Origin of the sequence: Hymenobacter norwichensis DSM 15439 (genome assembly GCF_000420705.1) — a bacterium.
GTDB lineage: Bacteria > Bacteroidota > Bacteroidia > Cytophagales > Hymenobacteraceae > Hymenobacter > Hymenobacter norwichensis.
Genome location: NZ_ATVL01000007.1, coordinates 844713 through 860805 on the forward strand (window position 1 = coordinate 844713; position 16093 = coordinate 860805).

General features: G+C 57.8%; 13 protein-coding genes. 11 read left to right on the forward strand and 2 right to left on the reverse strand.

Features of this window, described 5'->3' with window-relative positions:
* The first annotated feature begins 10 nt into the window (after positions 1-10).
* The 10 genes from G536_RS0109770 (at position 11) to G536_RS0109815 (ending at position 13042) form a co-directional block, all read left to right on the forward strand.
* Entirely contained in the window at positions 11-1546 is a 1536-nt protein-coding gene (locus G536_RS0109770) for a tagaturonate reductase (protein ID WP_022823409.1), read from the forward strand.
* A 150-nt stretch (positions 1547-1696) separates the two neighbouring features.
* Positions 1697-3349: a UxaA family hydrolase gene (locus G536_RS0109775; protein WP_022823410.1), complete on the forward strand. Its 1653-nt coding sequence runs from the start codon at positions 1697-1699 to the stop codon at positions 3347-3349.
* Positions 3350-3484: 135 nt separating this feature from the next.
* A complete protein-coding gene (uxaC, locus tag G536_RS27240; protein ID WP_022823411.1) occupies positions 3485-4939 on the forward strand; it encodes a glucuronate isomerase in 1455 nt (484 codons plus the stop codon).
* A 90-nt stretch (positions 4940-5029) separates the two neighbouring features.
* Positions 5030-6037, forward strand: a complete 1008-nt coding sequence (locus tag G536_RS0109785; protein WP_022823412.1) for a sugar kinase — start codon at positions 5030-5032, stop codon at positions 6035-6037.
* 97 nt (positions 6038-6134) lie between these two features.
* Complete coding sequence (locus tag G536_RS0109790) at positions 6135-6791, forward strand: beta/alpha barrel domain-containing protein (RefSeq protein WP_022823413.1); 657 nt, start codon at positions 6135-6137, stop codon at positions 6789-6791.
* A 79-nt stretch (positions 6792-6870) separates the two neighbouring features.
* On the forward strand, positions 6871-8229 hold the full coding sequence (locus G536_RS0109795; protein WP_051166898.1) for an MFS transporter: 1359 nt from the start codon (positions 6871-6873) through the stop codon (positions 8227-8229).
* Between the two features lie 116 nt (positions 8230-8345).
* Positions 8346-8819, forward strand: coding sequence for a nuclear transport factor 2 family protein (locus tag G536_RS0109800; protein ID WP_022823415.1), 474 nt, complete (start codon positions 8346-8348; stop codon positions 8817-8819).
* Positions 8820-8921: 102 nt separating this feature from the next.
* A complete protein-coding gene (gene fbp / locus G536_RS0109805; RefSeq protein WP_022823416.1) occupies positions 8922-9944 on the forward strand; it encodes a class 1 fructose-bisphosphatase in 1023 nt (340 codons plus the stop codon).
* 61 nt (positions 9945-10005) lie between these two features.
* Positions 10006-11358, forward strand: a complete 1353-nt coding sequence (locus tag G536_RS0109810; protein WP_022823417.1) for a Gfo/Idh/MocA family oxidoreductase — start codon at positions 10006-10008, stop codon at positions 11356-11358.
* A 145-nt stretch (positions 11359-11503) separates the two neighbouring features.
* Complete coding sequence (locus G536_RS0109815) at positions 11504-13042, forward strand: aldehyde dehydrogenase family protein (RefSeq protein ID WP_022823418.1); 1539 nt, start codon at positions 11504-11506, stop codon at positions 13040-13042.
* A gap of 92 nt (positions 13043-13134) precedes the next feature.
* Here G536_RS0109815 and G536_RS27245 read toward each other — a convergent pair whose 3' ends face one another.
* The gene (locus G536_RS27245) at positions 13135-13668 is read right to left on the reverse strand and encodes a 2'-5' RNA ligase family protein (RefSeq protein WP_022823419.1); all 534 of its coding nucleotides are present in this window, start codon (positions 13666-13668) and stop codon (positions 13135-13137) included.
* A 77-nt stretch (positions 13669-13745) separates the two neighbouring features.
* On the opposite strand from G536_RS27245, the gene hutI reads away from it, so the two are divergent.
* The gene (gene hutI / locus G536_RS0109825; protein ID WP_022823420.1) at positions 13746-14999 is read left to right on the forward strand and encodes an imidazolonepropionase; all 1254 of its coding nucleotides are present in this window, start codon (positions 13746-13748) and stop codon (positions 14997-14999) included.
* Positions 15000-15088: 89 nt separating this feature from the next.
* On the opposite strand, the gene G536_RS0109830 is transcribed toward hutI, so the two are convergent.
* Positions 15089-16087, reverse strand: a complete 999-nt coding sequence (locus G536_RS0109830) for a hypothetical protein (RefSeq protein ID WP_022823421.1) — start codon at positions 16085-16087, stop codon at positions 15089-15091.
* Positions 16088-16093 lie beyond the last annotated feature (6 nt).

Genomic DNA, 16093 nt, shown 5'->3' on the forward strand with positions numbered 1-16093 from the left:
CTCCCCGGACATGCCCCAGCTTTCAAAATCCCTCGTTCTTTCCGCGCCTACCACTGCGGCGGCCCTACCCACCGCGGCCCAGTTTGAGTTGCCTGAAAAAGTGCTTCAGTTCGGTACTGGCGTGCTCCTGCGCGGCCTGCCCGACTACCTCATCGACAAGGCCAACCGCCAAGGTGTTTTCAATGGCCGCATTGTGGTGGTGAAAAGCACCGGCGGTGGCGACTTAGACGCCTTCACCCAGCAGGACAACCTCTACACGCTAGCCATCCGGGGCATTGCCGACGAGCAGATAGTGGAAGAAAACGTGGTGTGCTCGGCCATCAGCCGGGTACTGTCCGCCAAAACCCAATGGGCCGAAGTACTGGCCTGCGCCGCCAACCCCGAACTGACGGTAGTGTTGTCGAATACCACCGAAGTAGGGATCGAGTTAGTAGCCGACGATGTAAGCCAAAGCCCGCCGGTTTCGTTTCCGGGCAAGCTGCTGGCTTTCCTGCACGCCCGCTACCAGGCCTTCCAAGGCGACAAAGCTAAGGGCCTGGTGATTGTGCCAACCGAGCTGATTGTAGACAACGGCACCAAGCTGGAGGCCATCCTGCTGGAGCAAGCCCACCGCAACAACCTCGACGCCGAATTCATCGACTGGCTGGAAACGGCCAACTCCATCTGCAACTCCCTCGTGGACCGCATCGTGCCCGGCCGCCCCGACACGGCTATGCAAACCTCGCTTTCCGAGCAACTGGGGTATGAGGACGAGTTGCTGACGATGTCGGAAGTGTACACGCTGTGGGCCATTCAGGGCAACGAGCACGTGAAGTCGGTGCTGAGCTTCGAGCAGGTGGATGCCGGTGTAATTGTGCAGCCCAACATCACCTTGTTCCGGGAGTTAAAGCTGCGTTTGCTCAACGGCACACACACGCTCAGCTGCGGACTGGCCTTCCTGGCCGGGGCCAACACCGTGCGGGAAGCCATGGAAAACCAACTGCTGGCCGGCTTCGTGCACAACCTGATGCTGGCCGATTTGCTGCCCGGTATTCCGTACGCCGTAGACGAAAAAACGGGCCAGCGCTTCGGTATGCAGGTGCTCGACCGGTTCCGCAACCCCTACATCGAGCACCGCTGGCTTAGCATCAGCCTCAACTACTCGGCCAAGCTGCAAATGCGGGTAGTACCCGCCTTGCTGCACTACGCCAAAAAGCTGGAAGCTGTGCCGCACTATGTGGCACTGGGCTTTGCGGCCTACTTGCTGTTCATGCGCGGCACCCGCCAAGAGGGCAGCGTGTGGTACGGCGAAAACAACGGCACCGAGTACCCCATTCAGGACGAGAAGGCCAGCTACTTCGCCGACCTCTGGAGCCGCCTGGAGCCCGAAGAACTGACCCGCACCGTGCTGCACAACACCAGTTTGTGGGGCCACGATTTGCTAACCATTCCGGGCTTTGCGGCCTCAGTAAGCAACTACCTTAAGCACCTGTTGGAGCACGGCGCGCAAGCTACCGTAGCGAAGGTGCTGAACAAGACCGTAGCACGGCAGGAAGTGGCCGAGTAAGCCAGAGACACGAAACCCCGGTTTGTTTTGTTGTGCTTGAATCGGATAACCTGTTCCGACAAATTAGTTGATACAAAATTAGTAACCTTGAGAAGCCGGTTTGAGGCGTCTCTGTCCGGCTCTTAAAAGGCCGTAAATCAAGACCAAGCAATGAAGCATCTGGTAGCCAAAATACATCCTGACGACAATGTGCTGGTGGCCCTCACCGACCTGCCCGTCGGCACGCCCGTAACCTACGACGGGGTTACCGTCACCACTACCGAAAAGATTCCGGCCAAGCACAAGCTGGCCCTGCAATTCCTGGCCCCCGGCGACCCAGTACACATGTATGGGGTGCTGGTAGGCAAAGCCGCCGCCGCTATTGGTGTGGGCGGATTGCTCACCACGGCCAACATTCGCCATGCCACCGACAGCTACGGCGAGCACCAGGAGCGCCGCGCCAGCTGGCAGGGCCCCGACGTAAGTAAGTGGCAGGACCGCACCTTTATGGGCTTCCACCGCGCCGATGGCAGCGTGGGTACCGCCAATTACTGGCTGGTGATTCCGCTGGTGTTCTGCGAGAATCGCAACATTCAGGTGCTGGAAGAAGCTCTGGTGACTGACCTCGGCTACGCTCGCCGCAAATCATACCAGCCCCAGACGCAGGAGCTGCTGGCGCTGATGCAGGCCGGTAAATCGGTGGAAGAAATTCTGGCTACCGACCTGCACAGCGCCGAACCGGGCCACCAGAAACCTAAGCCATTTCCGAACGTGGATGGCATCCGGTTTTTGAGCCACGAAGGAGGCTGCGGCGGCATTCGGCAAGACGCCCAAACGCTCTGCGGTTTGCTGGCCGGTTACATCACGCACCCCAACGTGGCGGGTGCTACCGTACTCAGCTTAGGTTGTCAGAACGCGCAGGCCAGCATGCTGCAAGACGAAATCAACAAGCGCAGCCCTAACTTCAGCAAGCCGCTGTTCATCTTGGACCAGCAGCAGCTCGGCACCGAGGAAACGCTAGTAAGCATGGCTTTGCGCCAGACCTTCGCCGGCCTGATGCAAGCCAACCAGCAGCAGCGCCAGCCCGCCCCGCTCAGCAAGCTGTGCATTGGGTTGGAGTGCGGCGGTTCCGATGGCTTCTCGGGTATTTCCGCTAACCCCGCCGTGGGCCACGTGTCCGATTTGATGGTGGCGCTGGGTGGTTCGGTTATTCTGGCCGAGTTTCCGGAACTGTGCGGTGTGGAGCAAGAACTGGTTGACCGGAGCGTGGATACCGCAACCGCCGAGCGGTTCAGCCACCTCATGAAAGCCTACGGCGACAGTGCTATAGCTGTTGGCTCGGGCTTCGATATGAACCCTTCGCCGGGTAATATCCGTGACGGATTGATTACTGATGCCATGAAATCGGCGGGCGCGGCGCGCAAAGGCGGCAGCTCGCCGGTGGTAGCCGTGCTCGATTACCCCGAGCCCGTAACCAAGCCTGGCCTCAACCTGCTCTGTACTCCCGGCAACGACGTGGAATCGACCACGGCCGAAGTTGGGTCGGGGGCTAACGTGGTGCTGTTTACCACTGGCCTCGGCACGCCCACCGGCAACCCCATTGCGCCGGTAGTGAAAATTGCCACCAACACAGCCCTGGCCAACCGCATGCCCGACATCATTGACGTGAACACCGGAACGGTTATCGACGGCGAGGAAACCATCGAGCAGGCCGGGGAGCGGATTTTGGACTACGTGATTCGGGTGGCTAGCGGCGAGGAAGTAGCCGCCGTGCGCCACGGTCAAACCGACTTTATTCCGTGGAAGCGTGGCGTTTCGCTGTAAAAGCTGCCGCTTTCCAGCGAAAATCAAGCGTCACAGGAGACTTCAGGACGGGCATGCCGGCCGAGTCGCTTACTTTTCTAAATAACCAGGGTGAGCTAGTTGCTCACGCTTTCGGCTCCAACGCCCTTTTCTAGTATGAAAAAGCCCTTTTTGAACGAGGATTTCCTACTGCAAACCGAAACTGCCCAGCAGCTCTACCACGAGTATGCCAAGCAGATGCCCATCATCGACTATCACTCGCACCAGATTCCCGAGCAGATTGCGCAGGATCGGCAGTTTGAAACCATCACCCAAATCTGGCTCTACGGCGACCATTACAAGTGGCGTGCCATGCGCGCCAACGGCATTCCGGAGCGTTTCATCACCGGGGATGCTTCCGACTGGGAGAAGTTCGAGCAGTGGGCCGAAACCGTGCCCCAGACCGTGCGCAACCCGCTCTATCACTGGACGCACCTGGAATTGCAGCGGTACTTCGGCATCAAGGAGCTGCTCAACAAAGACAGCGCCCGCCGCATTTTCGACGAGTGCAACGCCAAGCTGCAAACGCCTGACTATTCGGTGCGGAACCTGCTGCGCAAGATGAACGTGGAAGTGGTGTGCACCACCGACGACCCGGCCGACTCGCTGGAGTACCATCAAGCCATCATCGAAAGCGGCTTTGACGTGCAGATATTACCCACCTTCCGCGCCGACAAAGCCATGTCGCCGGAAAGCGCCGCTGCATATAATCAGTACCTTGATAAGCTGGGCGAAGCGGCCGACGTGGAAATCCGCACGTTTAGTGACCTAGAAAACGCCTTGCGTCTGCGTCACGACTTCTTTGCGTCCTTGGGTTGCCGGTTGTCGGACCACGGCTTGGAGCAGATTTATGCCGCTGACTACACCGCTGAGGAAATCAGCTCCATTTTCGCCAAAGTGCGGGGTGGGGAGGAACTGACTGCCAGCGAAGTGCTGCAATTCAAATCAGCTATGCTAGTGTTGCTGGCCGAAATGGACTGGGAGAAAGGGTGGACGCAGCAGTACCACTTGGGTGCACTTCGCAACAACAACTCCCGCATGCTACGCCAGCTCGGCCCCGATACCGGCTGGGATTCCATCGGCGACTTCTCGCAGGGGCAAGCTTTGTCGCGCTTCCTCGACCGTCTCGACGGGCAGGATAAGCTGGCCAAAACCATCATCTATAACCTCAACCCCGCCGACAACGAGCTGATTGCCACCATGATTGGCAACTTCAACGACGGCTCGGTGGCGGGTAAGGTGCAGTTCGGCTCCGGCTGGTGGTTCCTCGACCAGAAGGACGGCATGGAAAAGCAAATCAACGCGCTGTCGAACATGGGGCTGCTGAGCCGCTTCGTGGGCATGCTCACCGATTCGCGCAGTTTCCTCTCGTACCCGCGCCACGAGTACTTCCGCCGCATTCTGTGCAATCTGCTCGGCAACGACGTGGAAAACGGCGAGTTGCCCGACGATATGGCTCACCTCGGCGCCATTGTGCAGAACATCTGCTATAACAACGCCAAGGAGTACTTTGGCTTTGAGGCCGCCTCGGTGGTAGCAGCAGCTAGCAAAGCCAGCTTTGCCCATAGCTAACCGGACGTAGCGCGGAGCCAGCCTTCGCGCTACTTTTTTTCACTTCAGCAACGATACGAGGCTTAGCGCTTCGTGGAACAATAGTAATACATGAAACAGGTAGTGACCTTCGGGGAAATCATGATGCGGTTATCGACACCGCTCAACTACCGGCTCACGCAGTCTGCGAGCCTGGAGGTGAACTATGGCGGCGGCGACGCCAACGTGGCGGCCGCCGTGGCCGGCCTCGGCATGCCAGCCGCGCACGTTACCTGCTTCCCCGCCAACGAGTTGGGCCAAGCCGCCGTGCAGAGCTTTCAGCGCCTCGGCGTGGACATGCAGCACACCGTGTACAGCGGCAAGCGGCTGGGATTGTATTTCCTGGAAGTAGGAGCGTCGCTGCGGCCTAGCAAGGTGGTATACGACCGGGCCGATTCGTCGTTTGCCAACCTCGACCCGGCGGCTTTCAATTGGGATGAAATTCTGAAAAACGCCCAATGGCTGCACTGGACGGGTATTACGCCCGCCATTTCGGCTGCTACTGCGCAGGCTACTGCCGATGCCATTGCTGCCGCCCGCCGCTTGGGTATCACCGTTTCGGCCGACGTAAACTACCGCCGCAACCTGTGGCAGTACGGCCAAACTGCCCAAGAGGTGATGACTGAATTAGTTGCTGGCTGCGACGTGGTGGTGTGCTCCGAGAATGACGCCGACGACTTGTTTGGCATTCAGGTAGTCGCGGGTGCCGAAAACAAGTTTGCCTCGATGGGGGAGCAGCTGATGGCCCGTTTCCCGCAAATTCGGCAGGTGATTTCCACCCGTCGCAAGACCCAAAGTGCCTCGCACGAGCGAATCAAAGGTATGCTCTTCGACGGCTCTTACACCGAAACGCCTTACCTGGACATTACGCCCGTAGTGGACCGTATCGGGGGTGGCGACGCCTTCATGGGCGGCTTCATCTACGGTGCCTTGACGTATGCCACGCCCGCCGAAGCGCTGAGCTTCGCCCTGGCGGCCTCGGCTCTCAAACACACCATCCACGGCGACGTGAACCTAGTGACGGCCGCCGAGGTCGAGCACGTGATGCAGGGCAATACCACGGGCCGCTTGGTGCGGTAATGGTGTTTGGCTTCTAGCTGATGGCTATTAGCTTTTAAAATGTTTGTTTCAAAAGAGCTACTAGCCAACTGCTACTAGCCAACAGCTCAAGATAATAATGTCCCGATTCTCTCCCGCTGAAGCCTTCGAAACTGTACTGCGCTACCCCGTGGTGCCGGTGTTCTACCACGCCGACGCGGCCTATGCCAAGCGTATTCTGCAAGCCTGCTACGCGGGTGGTTTGCGCGTGTTTGAGTTTACCAACCGGGGCGAAAAGGCCTTCGATGTGTTTACCGAACTAGTGACGTTTGTGCGGGAAGCCTGCCCCGATATGCTGCTGGGCATCGGTACCATTTACGTAGCCGAAGATGCTGAGCGGTTCATTGCCGCCGGCGCTGACTTTGTGGTGCAGCCCTGCCTGACCACTGAGGTAGCCGAGGTGTGCCACAAGCACAACATTCCGTGGCTGCCCGGCACCATGACCATTTCGGAAGTGTACCAAGCCACCAAACTGGGCGCTGCTATTGTGAAGATATTCCCTGGCAACGTGGTAGGGCCAGGCTTCATCAAGAGCCTGCGCGGCCCGATGCCCAAAGTGCCCATCATGGTGACGGGCGGGGTAGAGCCCACCAACGACAGCCTGAAAGAGTGGTTTGAGGCCGGCGTAAACGTGGTAGGCATGGGTTCCCAGCTCTTCAAAAACGCCGACGATACCGAAGCCTTAAGCCGCCAGATTGCCGAGCTGTTGAAATTTGTAGATACCTTGAAAAAGTGACGTCGGGCTGCTCGGCACCGTGAGGGTGCCGGCAGTTTGCCACCAAGTACCGCCCCTTGACTTCCTTTCCCGAACTCGCATGATTCCATCCCCAACCCATTCTCCCCCCGCCCCGTCGTCCGTGTCAGAGTCCATCGGTAAGTACCGCTGGGTCATCTGCGCCCTGGTGTTTTTCGCTACCACGATAAACTACCTCGACCGAGCCGTTATTTCGTTGCTCAAGCCCTATCTGGAAACCGAATTCAAGTGGACAGATGCCGATTATGCCAACATTGAAATTGCCTTTAAGCTAGCCTATGCTATTGGTATGGTGGGTGCTGGCCGGGTAGTGGATAAGCTGGGTACCAAAATCGGGTATGCGCTTTCTACTACGCTGTGGAGCATAGCCGCCATGGGGCACGCCCTAGTAAGCAGTACGCTGGGTTTTGGAGTGGCACGAAGCTTTCTGGGTATCACGGAGGCTGGTAACTTCCCGGCGGCTATCAAAACGACAGCCGAGTGGTTTCCGCAGCGCGAACGGGCACTGGCCACGGGTATCTTCAACTCCGGCTCCAACGTGGGAGCAATTATTGCTCCGCTCTCGGTGCCGTTTATTGCCGAACAATATGGTTGGCAGTGGGCCTTCCTGATCACCGGCGCCTTGGGCTTCGTGTGGCTGGTGCTGTGGCTGGTAATTTATGATACTCCTTCTAACAGCAAACGCCTAAGCAAAGCCGAGTTCGAGTACATCAATGCTGATATTCCGGTGGGCCTGCCGGCGGAAGGCGTGACCGAAGAAAAGCCCAAGGCTTCGTGGGCTACCTTGCTAGGGTTTCGGCAGACTTGGGCCTTCGTTATTGGCAAGTTCTTAACGGACCCTATCTGGTGGTTCTACCTATTCTGGTTGCCTGATTTCTTGAAAAAGCAGTACCAATTGAATGGTACGGCTATTGCGCTGCCAGTGGCGGCCGTGTATGTGCTCTCAAGTATTGGTAGCGTAAGTGGCGGCTATTTGCCTCTGGGTTTCATTAAGCGTGGCATGCCCGCCTTTGCGGCCCGCAAGCGCACCATGTTACTTATTGCGTGTTGCGTATTCCCGATAGTATTCGCGCAGTATTTGGGCCGGATGAATATGTGGTTGGCCGTATTGGTTATAGGTATTGCGGCGGCGGCTCACCAGGCGTGGAGTGCCAATATCTTCACCACGGTGTCGGATATGTTCCCGAAACGGGCAGTGGCTTCGGTTACCGGTATCGGCGGCATGGCCGGCGGGTTGGGTGGTATTGCCTTCACAGCCCTGATCCAGAAGCAGCTGATTGCCCACTACAGCGACCAGCCTGACATGGCGTACTTTATTACGTTCATTATCTGCGGATCGGCCTACCTGTTGGCTTGGGCGCTGATGTTTGCGCTAGTGCCCCGCATGGAACCCATCCAACTGGATGAGCCGAAAGCCTAACTAGTAAGCGGGCCGGGCGAAATCCTGGCCCGCTCAGGCTTTGCACTGATTCTCTATTTCCTATTCGTTTTCCTTGACCACGCCTGGTAAAAGCCAGACGCTTCTCCCGTATTGCCATGAAAAAACTGAATTTCCTGCTGGCGCTGCTGTTTCTGGCGCTACCCGCCCTCACGTTCGCCCAATCTGCCAAAGACAAAGCTGCTGCCAAAGAGGTGGAAGCCTTAGAGCGTCAGCGCTTCGAGGCGCAGGTGAAAAAGGACTACACCATCCTGGAAAAAGTATTCGCCGATGACCTGGTGTACACGCACTCCAACGGCAAGCAGAACAACAAAACCGAGTACATCCAATCTATCCGCGACGGCAAGAGCGTGTATGATAAGATTGACGTGGAAGCCGTGAACGTGCGCGCCTACAACGACGGTAAGGCCGCCGTAGTGAACGGCACTATCACCATCTACCAACCCAATAAGCCCGACGGTACGCCCAACGTAGCGCATATCAAGTACGTGGTGGTGCAGGTGAAAGACCCCAAGAAAGGCTGGCAGGTAGTGCTATGGCAGTCGCAGAAACAGCCCGAAGCCAAGAGCTAGTTTTTACTTGGCTGTTGGCTACTAGCTGATAGCTGTTAGATCTTCCGAATATCCCTCCCAAAAGCTAACAGCCATCAGCTAGTAGCTAACAGCAAAATAACTATGAGTATCACCCAAGAAAACACCTTAGCGCAGCCCGTTGGCATCACGCTGGAGCGCTACATCATGCGCAAGCAGGCCGAATTTCCGTTTGCTACCGGGGAGTTGTCGCAGCTGTTGCGCGACTTGGCGCTGGCTGGCAAAATCGTGCACCGCGACGTGAATCGGGCCGGGCTTTCGGACGTTACCGGCGGCATGGGCACGCAAAACGTGCAAGGCGAGCAGCAGCAACGGCTGGATATGGAAGCTCATATTCGGTTTGTACGAGCCCTGAAAAACGGCCGCGAAACCTGCGCCATTCTCTCCGAAGAAGAAGGTGAAATCATACATACCGACAACGATTCGGGCAACTACGTAGTGGCCATGGACCCGCTCGACGGTTCCTCGAACATCGACGTGAACGTGAGCATCGGGACGCTGTTCAGCATCTACCGCCGCGTTACGCCCGTGGGTACCAAGGCCTCGGAAGTGGATTTTCTGCAAGGCGGCCGGCAGCAGGTAGCGGCGGGCTACATCTTGTACGGGTCCAGCACCATGTTCGTGTATACCACCGGCCACGGCGTGGTAGGCTTCACGTATGAGCAGTCGTTGGGCGAGTTTTTCCTTTCGCACCCCAACATCCAGATTCCGCAGCAGGGCAAGATATTCTCCTGTAATGAAGGCTACTGGTTCGACTATCCGGAGTCTATCCGCACGTTTCTGATGAACTGCAAGCGCCGCGAATACTCCGGCCGTTACATCGGTTCGCTAGTAGCCGATTACCACCGCAACCTGTTCAACGGCGGTATTTACTTGTATCCGCCCACCAGCAAAAACCCGAATGGCAAGCTGCGTTTGCTCTACGAGTGTTACCCTTTGGCTATGCTCATCGAGCAGGCCGGCGGCCAGGCGGTAATCTCGGCCACCGAAGCCGTGCTGGATATTGTGCCTACCGAGCTTCATCAGCGCACCCCGCTTTTCATCGGCTCCACCGACATGGTACAAGAACTGATAGCCTCCGGCGAAGCCGTGCTGGCCGCCGTCTGATCAACTGAGGAGCTAGCCTCCTGCCTCCGTTCTGCGCTCCACTATCCTAAATCCCATCCCCATGCATCCAACTGTACACGATAAGTCCCGACGGGACTTTCTCCAAAAGTCGGCGCTAGCTACGGCGGGCCTACTTACGCCGCTACCACTGGCCGTACTCGGCGCACCCAAAGCCAAACGCCGAGTAGCCATGGTGGGCACCGGCCACCGCGGCACCGGCATGTGGGGCAAATTGCTGCTGGAAGAGCATGCCGATGTGATTGAGTTTGTGGGGCTCTGTGACAGCAACAAAGGGCGCCTGGAAACCGGCAAGAAGCTGATGGGTGTGTCGTGCCCCACGTACACCAACTTCGAGGAGATGATGCGTAAGGCCAAGCCCGACACGCTCATCGTAACCACCGTGGATGCCACCCACGACGAGTTCATTATCAAGGGCATGGAAATGGGCGCCAACATTGTGTCGGAAAAGCCCATGACCACCGACGAAACCAAGTGCCAGGCCATTCTCGACGCCGAGAAGCGCACCGGCAAAAAGGTGACCGTCACGTTCAACTACCGCTACTCCCCGCACCGCCAGAAAATCTACGATTTGCTGCGCCAAGGCACCATTGGCAAGGTAACCTCCGTCGATTTTCACTGGTACCTCGACAACCGCCACGGCGCCGACTACTTCCGCCGCTGGCACCGCCTCACCGAAAAAAGTGGCTCGCTGTGGGTGCACAAGGCCTCGCACCACTTCGATTTGCTGAACTGGTGGCTGGAATCGGAGCCGGAAACGGTGTACGCCAAGGGCGCGCTGGAAAACTACGGCAAAAACGGCCCGTTCCGATTCAGCAACTGCCGCCCTTGCCCGCACAAAGCCAAATGCCCCTACTACTGGGACATGACCAAAGACGCTCGCCTGATGGCCCTGTACGCTGCCAACGAGCAGTACGACGGCTATCTGCGCGACGGGTGCGTGTTCAAGGAAGACGTGAACATCTACGACAAGATGGCCGCTACCATCGGCTACGCCAACGGGGTGCAGGTCAGCTATTCGCTCACGGCGTACTCGCCCTATGAAGGCTACCGCATAGCCTTCAACGGCACCAAAGGCCGGGTGGAAGCATGGATCAAGGAGTCGGGCGAAATGAAAATGGAGCCCTACGACGAGATTATGGTGTCGCACAATTTCGGTAAGGTGGAATACATTCAGGTACCCCAGGCCGAGGGCCACGGCGGCGGCGACAAGCTGTTGCGGGCCCAACTGTTCCGCCACCCCGAAGCCCCCGATACTTACCGCCAAGCTGCTGGCAGCCGCGACGGGGCCATGGCTATTCTGGTGGGTATTGCGGCCCGCAAAAGCATTGCCAGCGGCCAGCCCGTCCGCATTGCTGACCTTACCAATCTGAAACCAGTAGCTGTTAAAGCGTGAGTTGCAAGCTGAGAGTTGATTGCTGATTCCGGGCTTTATGCTAAACGAAATCAACAGTCAGTAACTAACAGGTAACTAGCAATACCCAACATTCCGCCGGGAACAGAGTTGATTTCTCCTTTCCAACCAGTTCCTTTTCTCTACAATGCCTAAAATCATTTCGCCCCAGGTTGAGTTCAGCGGCTTGCTAACTCAGATGAAAGCTGTAACGCCGGAGGTTTTCGCGGCCGACGGGAAATTTCTGAACCTGATGGAAGGCCGCTGGCAGGAGCCGGGCCAGCCGCGCCCGTTCACCTCGCCCATTGATGGCACCGACCTAGGCAGCCTGCCCATGCTCGATCGGGCCACCGCATTACGGGCCGTGGAATTTGCCAAAAAGGAAGCCGCCGGCTGGGCCGCCACCGACCTCGACGAGCGGAAAAGCCGCGTGCAGGATTGCCTGAACCAGTTGCGGGAGCACGTCGAGTTGACGGCCAAGCTGATTATGTGGGAAATAGGCAAAACCTACAAGCTAGGTTTCACCGACATCGACCGGGCCATCGACGGCGTGCAGTGGTACATCGACAACATCGAAGGTATGCTGGGTTCGCGCAAGCCGCTGGGTTTGGTGAGCAACATTGCCTCCTGGAACTACCCAATGTCGGTGCTGTTGCACGCGGTGCTGGTGCAGGCTTTGGCCGGCAACTCGGTGATTGCCAAAACCCCTACCGATGGCGGCTTTATTTCACTGAGCCTAACTTTTGCCATTGCCCGCCGCTGTGGCTTGCCGGTTACGCTGGTGAGCGGTTCGGGCGGCGAGCTAAGCGACGTGCTGGTGAAGAATGAAGCCGTAGACTGCCTCAGCTTCGTGGGTGGGCGCTATAACGGCCGCAACATTGCCGACGCCCTCAGCCAGGAGCACAAGCGCTATATGCTGGAAATGGAAGGGGTGAACACCTACGGCATCTGGAACTACTCCGACTGGAACGGCCTGGCCGACCAGCTCAAAAAAGGCTATGACTACGGCAAGCAGCGCTGCACCGCCTACGTGCGCTTTGTGGTGGAGCGGCAGCTGTTTCCGCAGTTCCTGGAAACGTATTGGGAAGCCATCCGCAGCCTGAAAGTGGGCAACCCTACCTTGGTTGACAACCCCGACGATAAGCTGCCGGACCTGGCGTTTGGCCCGGTTATCAACGCCATGCAGGCGCAGGAACTAGACCGTCTCTACGCCAACGCGCTGAAAACCGGCGCCACGCCCATCTACGAAGGCAAGCTCGACGAAAGCCTGTTCCTGCCCGGCCAGGACCGCTCGGCTTACCGCGCCCCGCGGGCCCTGGTGAACCTGCCCCGCCAGAGCGAGTTGTACTTCAAAGAGCCTTTCGGCCCGATTGACAGCATTGTGCTAGTGGATCGGGTAGAGGAACTGGTAGGCGAAATGAACATCAGCAACGGCGCCCTAGTAGCCGCCGTAGCTTCCGACGACCAGAAATGGGCTGCCCGCACGGCCAAGGAAGTGCGCGCCTTCAAAGTCGGCATCAACAAGCTACGCTCCCGCGGCGACCGGGACGAAGTATTCGGCGGCCTCGGCGAGTCGTGGAAAGGGGCTTTTGTGGGCGGCGCGCTGCTGGTAGAAGCCGTAACCCAAGGCGACAAACCCGTGCTAGGTAACTACCAGGATTCGACGTTGCTGCCAGAGAAAATATAAGCTTAGGCGAATAACTGTAGCTGCTAGCCTGCTTGTACTGCTCAATTTAGAGCAGTACAAGCAGGTTTTTCTTTTACCAATGTTGTAACGCTTCAACTTGCAAAAGGGAATGTTTGGAGGGCTTCCCACGGCCCGTTGCGGTAGGCCCATAGCTGCAAGCCCGTACCCGTGGCCTCAAAGGGTTGGAAGTCGGCTGACAGCTGCTGGTGCAAGGTGCGGCCTACGGCGGGGTCTACCTTGTTCTGAACCGTGACGTGTGGGTTGAGCTTCTGCTGATCCTGGGGGGTAAGGTGAGGCTGCCAGGTGGTTTGGAGCGTGCGGTGCAAGGCTTGTAGCGCTTGGCATTCTAGCGTGTACGCCACGCCGCGGCCCAAAAACCGCACACCTGTAACGGCTAATTTCAGCGGTGGCTGGGTGGCGGCTAGTTGATTTAAGTGGTTGGTGATGGTGGCGTAGTCGGCGCCGGGCAGGTGATGGAAAAGCGTGAGGTGCGCCGATAGATAATTGCGCTCGGGCGGGAAGTGTTGCTGCCGAAGCTCATCGAAAAACAGCTGGGTTTCAGCGTCGAGGGCTAGCGTGAGGATGAGGGGAGTGGCGGCCGAAACTGCGGGTAGGGAGGTGGGCATGCAGCTAATACCACGGTAGGAACACTCAGGTTGCCGCCGTCCGCCGATATTGCACCACAACTTGCGCTTCTTGTCTTATGCCCTACACGCTTCTCGTTCGTAACTGCGGCCAACTGCTCACGCTGGCCGGCGGCCCCACCCAGCAGCTGCTCACCGGTGCCCACATGCAGGACTGGCACATTATTGCTGATGCCTACGTAGCCTGTGAAAACGACCGTATCGTAGCCGTAGGAACAATGGCGGAGCTAGACGAAGCCCACGTAACCGCCGAAACGCAGGTGCTGGATGCCAACGGGCGCGTGGTGATGCCAGGCCTGGTGGAATGCCACACGCACCTAGTGTTTGGCAGCAACCGCGCCCACGAGTTTCAACGCAAGCTTGCAGGCGAATCCTACCTCGATATTCTGGCGTCCGGCGGCGGCATCCAAAGCACCGTGCGCGCCACCCGCGCCGCCTCCAATGAAACCCTACTGGCCAACGCTTTGCACCATCTGGCCGGTTTTCAGCGCTACGGCGTAACAACCGTGGAAGCAAAAAGCGGCTACGGTCTCGATGCAGAAACCGAGTTGCGTCTCATCCGGATTGCTCAAGAGGCCGGTCGCCGTCAGCCTGTGCGCGTGGTGCCCACCTTCCTGGGGGCCCACGTGCCCGGTCCCGAATACAAGGGGCGGCCCGCCGATTACCTCCAGCTGTTGGTTACGGAGGTGTTGCCGCAGATTAGTCCCGTCGAAGTGCCATTCGTGGATATTTTCTGTGAGGAAGGTGCATTCAGTGTGGAACAGTCGCGCCACTATTTAGCCCAGGCTCAGGCAATGGGCTTTAAACTGAAAATCCACGCCGAGCAGTTGCACGATTTGGGCGGCTGCCGCATGGCCGCCGAGTTAGGCGCCATCAGCATCGACCATTGCGACTACCTCAATTCCACTGATGCCGCACAAGTAGCCGCCAACGGCCGCACTGTAGCGGTACTGCTGCCGCTGGTGCCGCTGTTTCTTAGGCAGGAGGTATATGCGCCCGGTCGGCAGCTAATTGAAGCCGGCGTGCCAGTAGCAGTCAGCACCGATTTCAACCCCGGCTCGTGCCCCAGCAAAAACCTCTGGCTGGCAGTGTCTATAGCCTGCCTGAAGATGGGCCTCACCCCTAGGGAGGCCGTGGCCGCCGTCACGCTCAACGCGGCTTGGGCTCTGGATCTGCAAGCGGAAATAGGTAGTTTAGAGCCTGGTAAGCGCGCCGACCTGCTGGTGCTCGATGTAGCCGATTACCAGGAAATACCCTACTGGCTAGGCGAAAACCCGGTGCGGGAAGTGGTAATTGGCGGCATAAGGTGCTGAGTATAAAACAAAGAAGCGCCGCCTGATTGGCCGCGCTTCTTTGTGCTAGCATACGTTGGATAGCTATTCAAGAATAAAGGATAAGAGACTCATAGCGCGTTGATTTCAGTGGTCAGCTCGGCTTCCGTTACGGGCCGGAGCGTGGGGCTGAACTGCTGGTTGGCGGCAATAATGGCCGTTTGCTTGCCGAAGTACAGCTGGGTGCCTTCTTGGTGCAGCACTACCGCCGTGACGGATTGGCCAACCGGAATAGCACTGGCGTAAAACGTATTGCTCGTTGCGCCACCCAGGTAAGCACTTAGTACCGAGTTGAGATTGGTAAATACCAGAAAAGAGCGAGTAGTAGCGTTAGTAACCGGCTGCCGCGTCACATTTACCTGCACAGTGGTGCGGTTGGTGGCCGTCACAAACCGGTCACAATTAATCCAATTGAGTAGGCCCAGGTTAAAGTTGTAGATATTAGGGCTTAGGTTCACCTGGAACCCTACAACAGTACCATTGCCAATGGGGCTCATAACTGGAAAGATGCGGCTGGAATCCTGCTGCGTCTGCGTATTTATCTGGCTCCATGAGCCCACCTGAGTGCGGTTTGCACTATCAGGTAAGCCCCGAAACAACTGCATGTTGGCGGTGGTGCTCAGCGCCGTTGGAAGGCTGGTCCTGACTACAAGAGAATTGCGGGAAAGCCGAAGCTGCTGCCCATCCTGCTGAAACGCCACATTGAACATGCCGCCCGATTCCAGCAGTTGCCCGTTGGAGATGGTAGGAGTATTGGTGAAAATCATTTCGCTGCGCTTGGTTACTTCCTGCACCCGTACTTCCACTGGGCTGCCGGAAAGTGGCCGGCCATCTGGGCGCACCAGGCTAGCGGGTACATAAATTGTGGAGCCCGCCGCTGTCCGGACCACAGCAGCACTGTTGGGCGTAACGGTGAACTGTTGCACGGGCACGGCATGCTTGGTGAGAGTGGCCGTCAGCACACTGCCGCTTTCGGTTTCGGTGGCACAATCAATCAAGTCGGCGTCCTTCTTGCAGCTACCAAACAGAGGCAGCGCGCAAAGCAGGGCATAGGCAAGGAAATTCTTCATAAGTAG

Excerpts from the sequence above, each read along its gene's own strand:
- hutI (WP_022823420.1), top strand. The coding sequence starts at position 13,746 with ATGCCCTACACGCTTCTCGTTCGTAACTGCGGCCAACTGCTCACGCTG.
- fbp (WP_022823416.1), top strand. The coding sequence starts at position 8,922 with ATGAGTATCACCCAAGAAAACACCTTAGCGCAGCCCGTTGGCATCACG.
- G536_RS0109815 (WP_022823418.1), top strand. The coding sequence starts at position 11,504 with ATGCCTAAAATCATTTCGCCCCAGGTTGAGTTCAGCGGCTTGCTAACT.
- G536_RS27245 (WP_022823419.1), bottom strand. The coding sequence starts at position 13,668 with ATGCCCACCTCCCTACCCGCAGTTTCGGCCGCCACTCCCCTCATCCTC.
- G536_RS0109830 (WP_022823421.1), bottom strand. The coding sequence starts at position 16,087 with ATGAAGAATTTCCTTGCCTATGCCCTGCTTTGCGCGCTGCCTCTGTTT.
- G536_RS0109800 (WP_022823415.1), top strand. The coding sequence starts at position 8,346 with ATGAAAAAACTGAATTTCCTGCTGGCGCTGCTGTTTCTGGCGCTACCC.
- G536_RS0109770 (WP_022823409.1), top strand. The coding sequence starts at position 11 with ATGCCCCAGCTTTCAAAATCCCTCGTTCTTTCCGCGCCTACCACTGCG.
- G536_RS0109775 (WP_022823410.1), top strand. The coding sequence starts at position 1,697 with ATGAAGCATCTGGTAGCCAAAATACATCCTGACGACAATGTGCTGGTG.
- G536_RS0109795 (WP_051166898.1), top strand. The coding sequence starts at position 6,871 with ATGATTCCATCCCCAACCCATTCTCCCCCCGCCCCGTCGTCCGTGTCA.
- uxaC (WP_022823411.1), top strand. The coding sequence starts at position 3,485 with ATGAAAAAGCCCTTTTTGAACGAGGATTTCCTACTGCAAACCGAAACT.
- G536_RS0109790 (WP_022823413.1), top strand. The coding sequence starts at position 6,135 with ATGTCCCGATTCTCTCCCGCTGAAGCCTTCGAAACTGTACTGCGCTAC.
- G536_RS0109785 (WP_022823412.1), top strand. The coding sequence starts at position 5,030 with ATGAAACAGGTAGTGACCTTCGGGGAAATCATGATGCGGTTATCGACA.
- G536_RS0109810 (WP_022823417.1), top strand. The coding sequence starts at position 10,006 with ATGCATCCAACTGTACACGATAAGTCCCGACGGGACTTTCTCCAAAAG.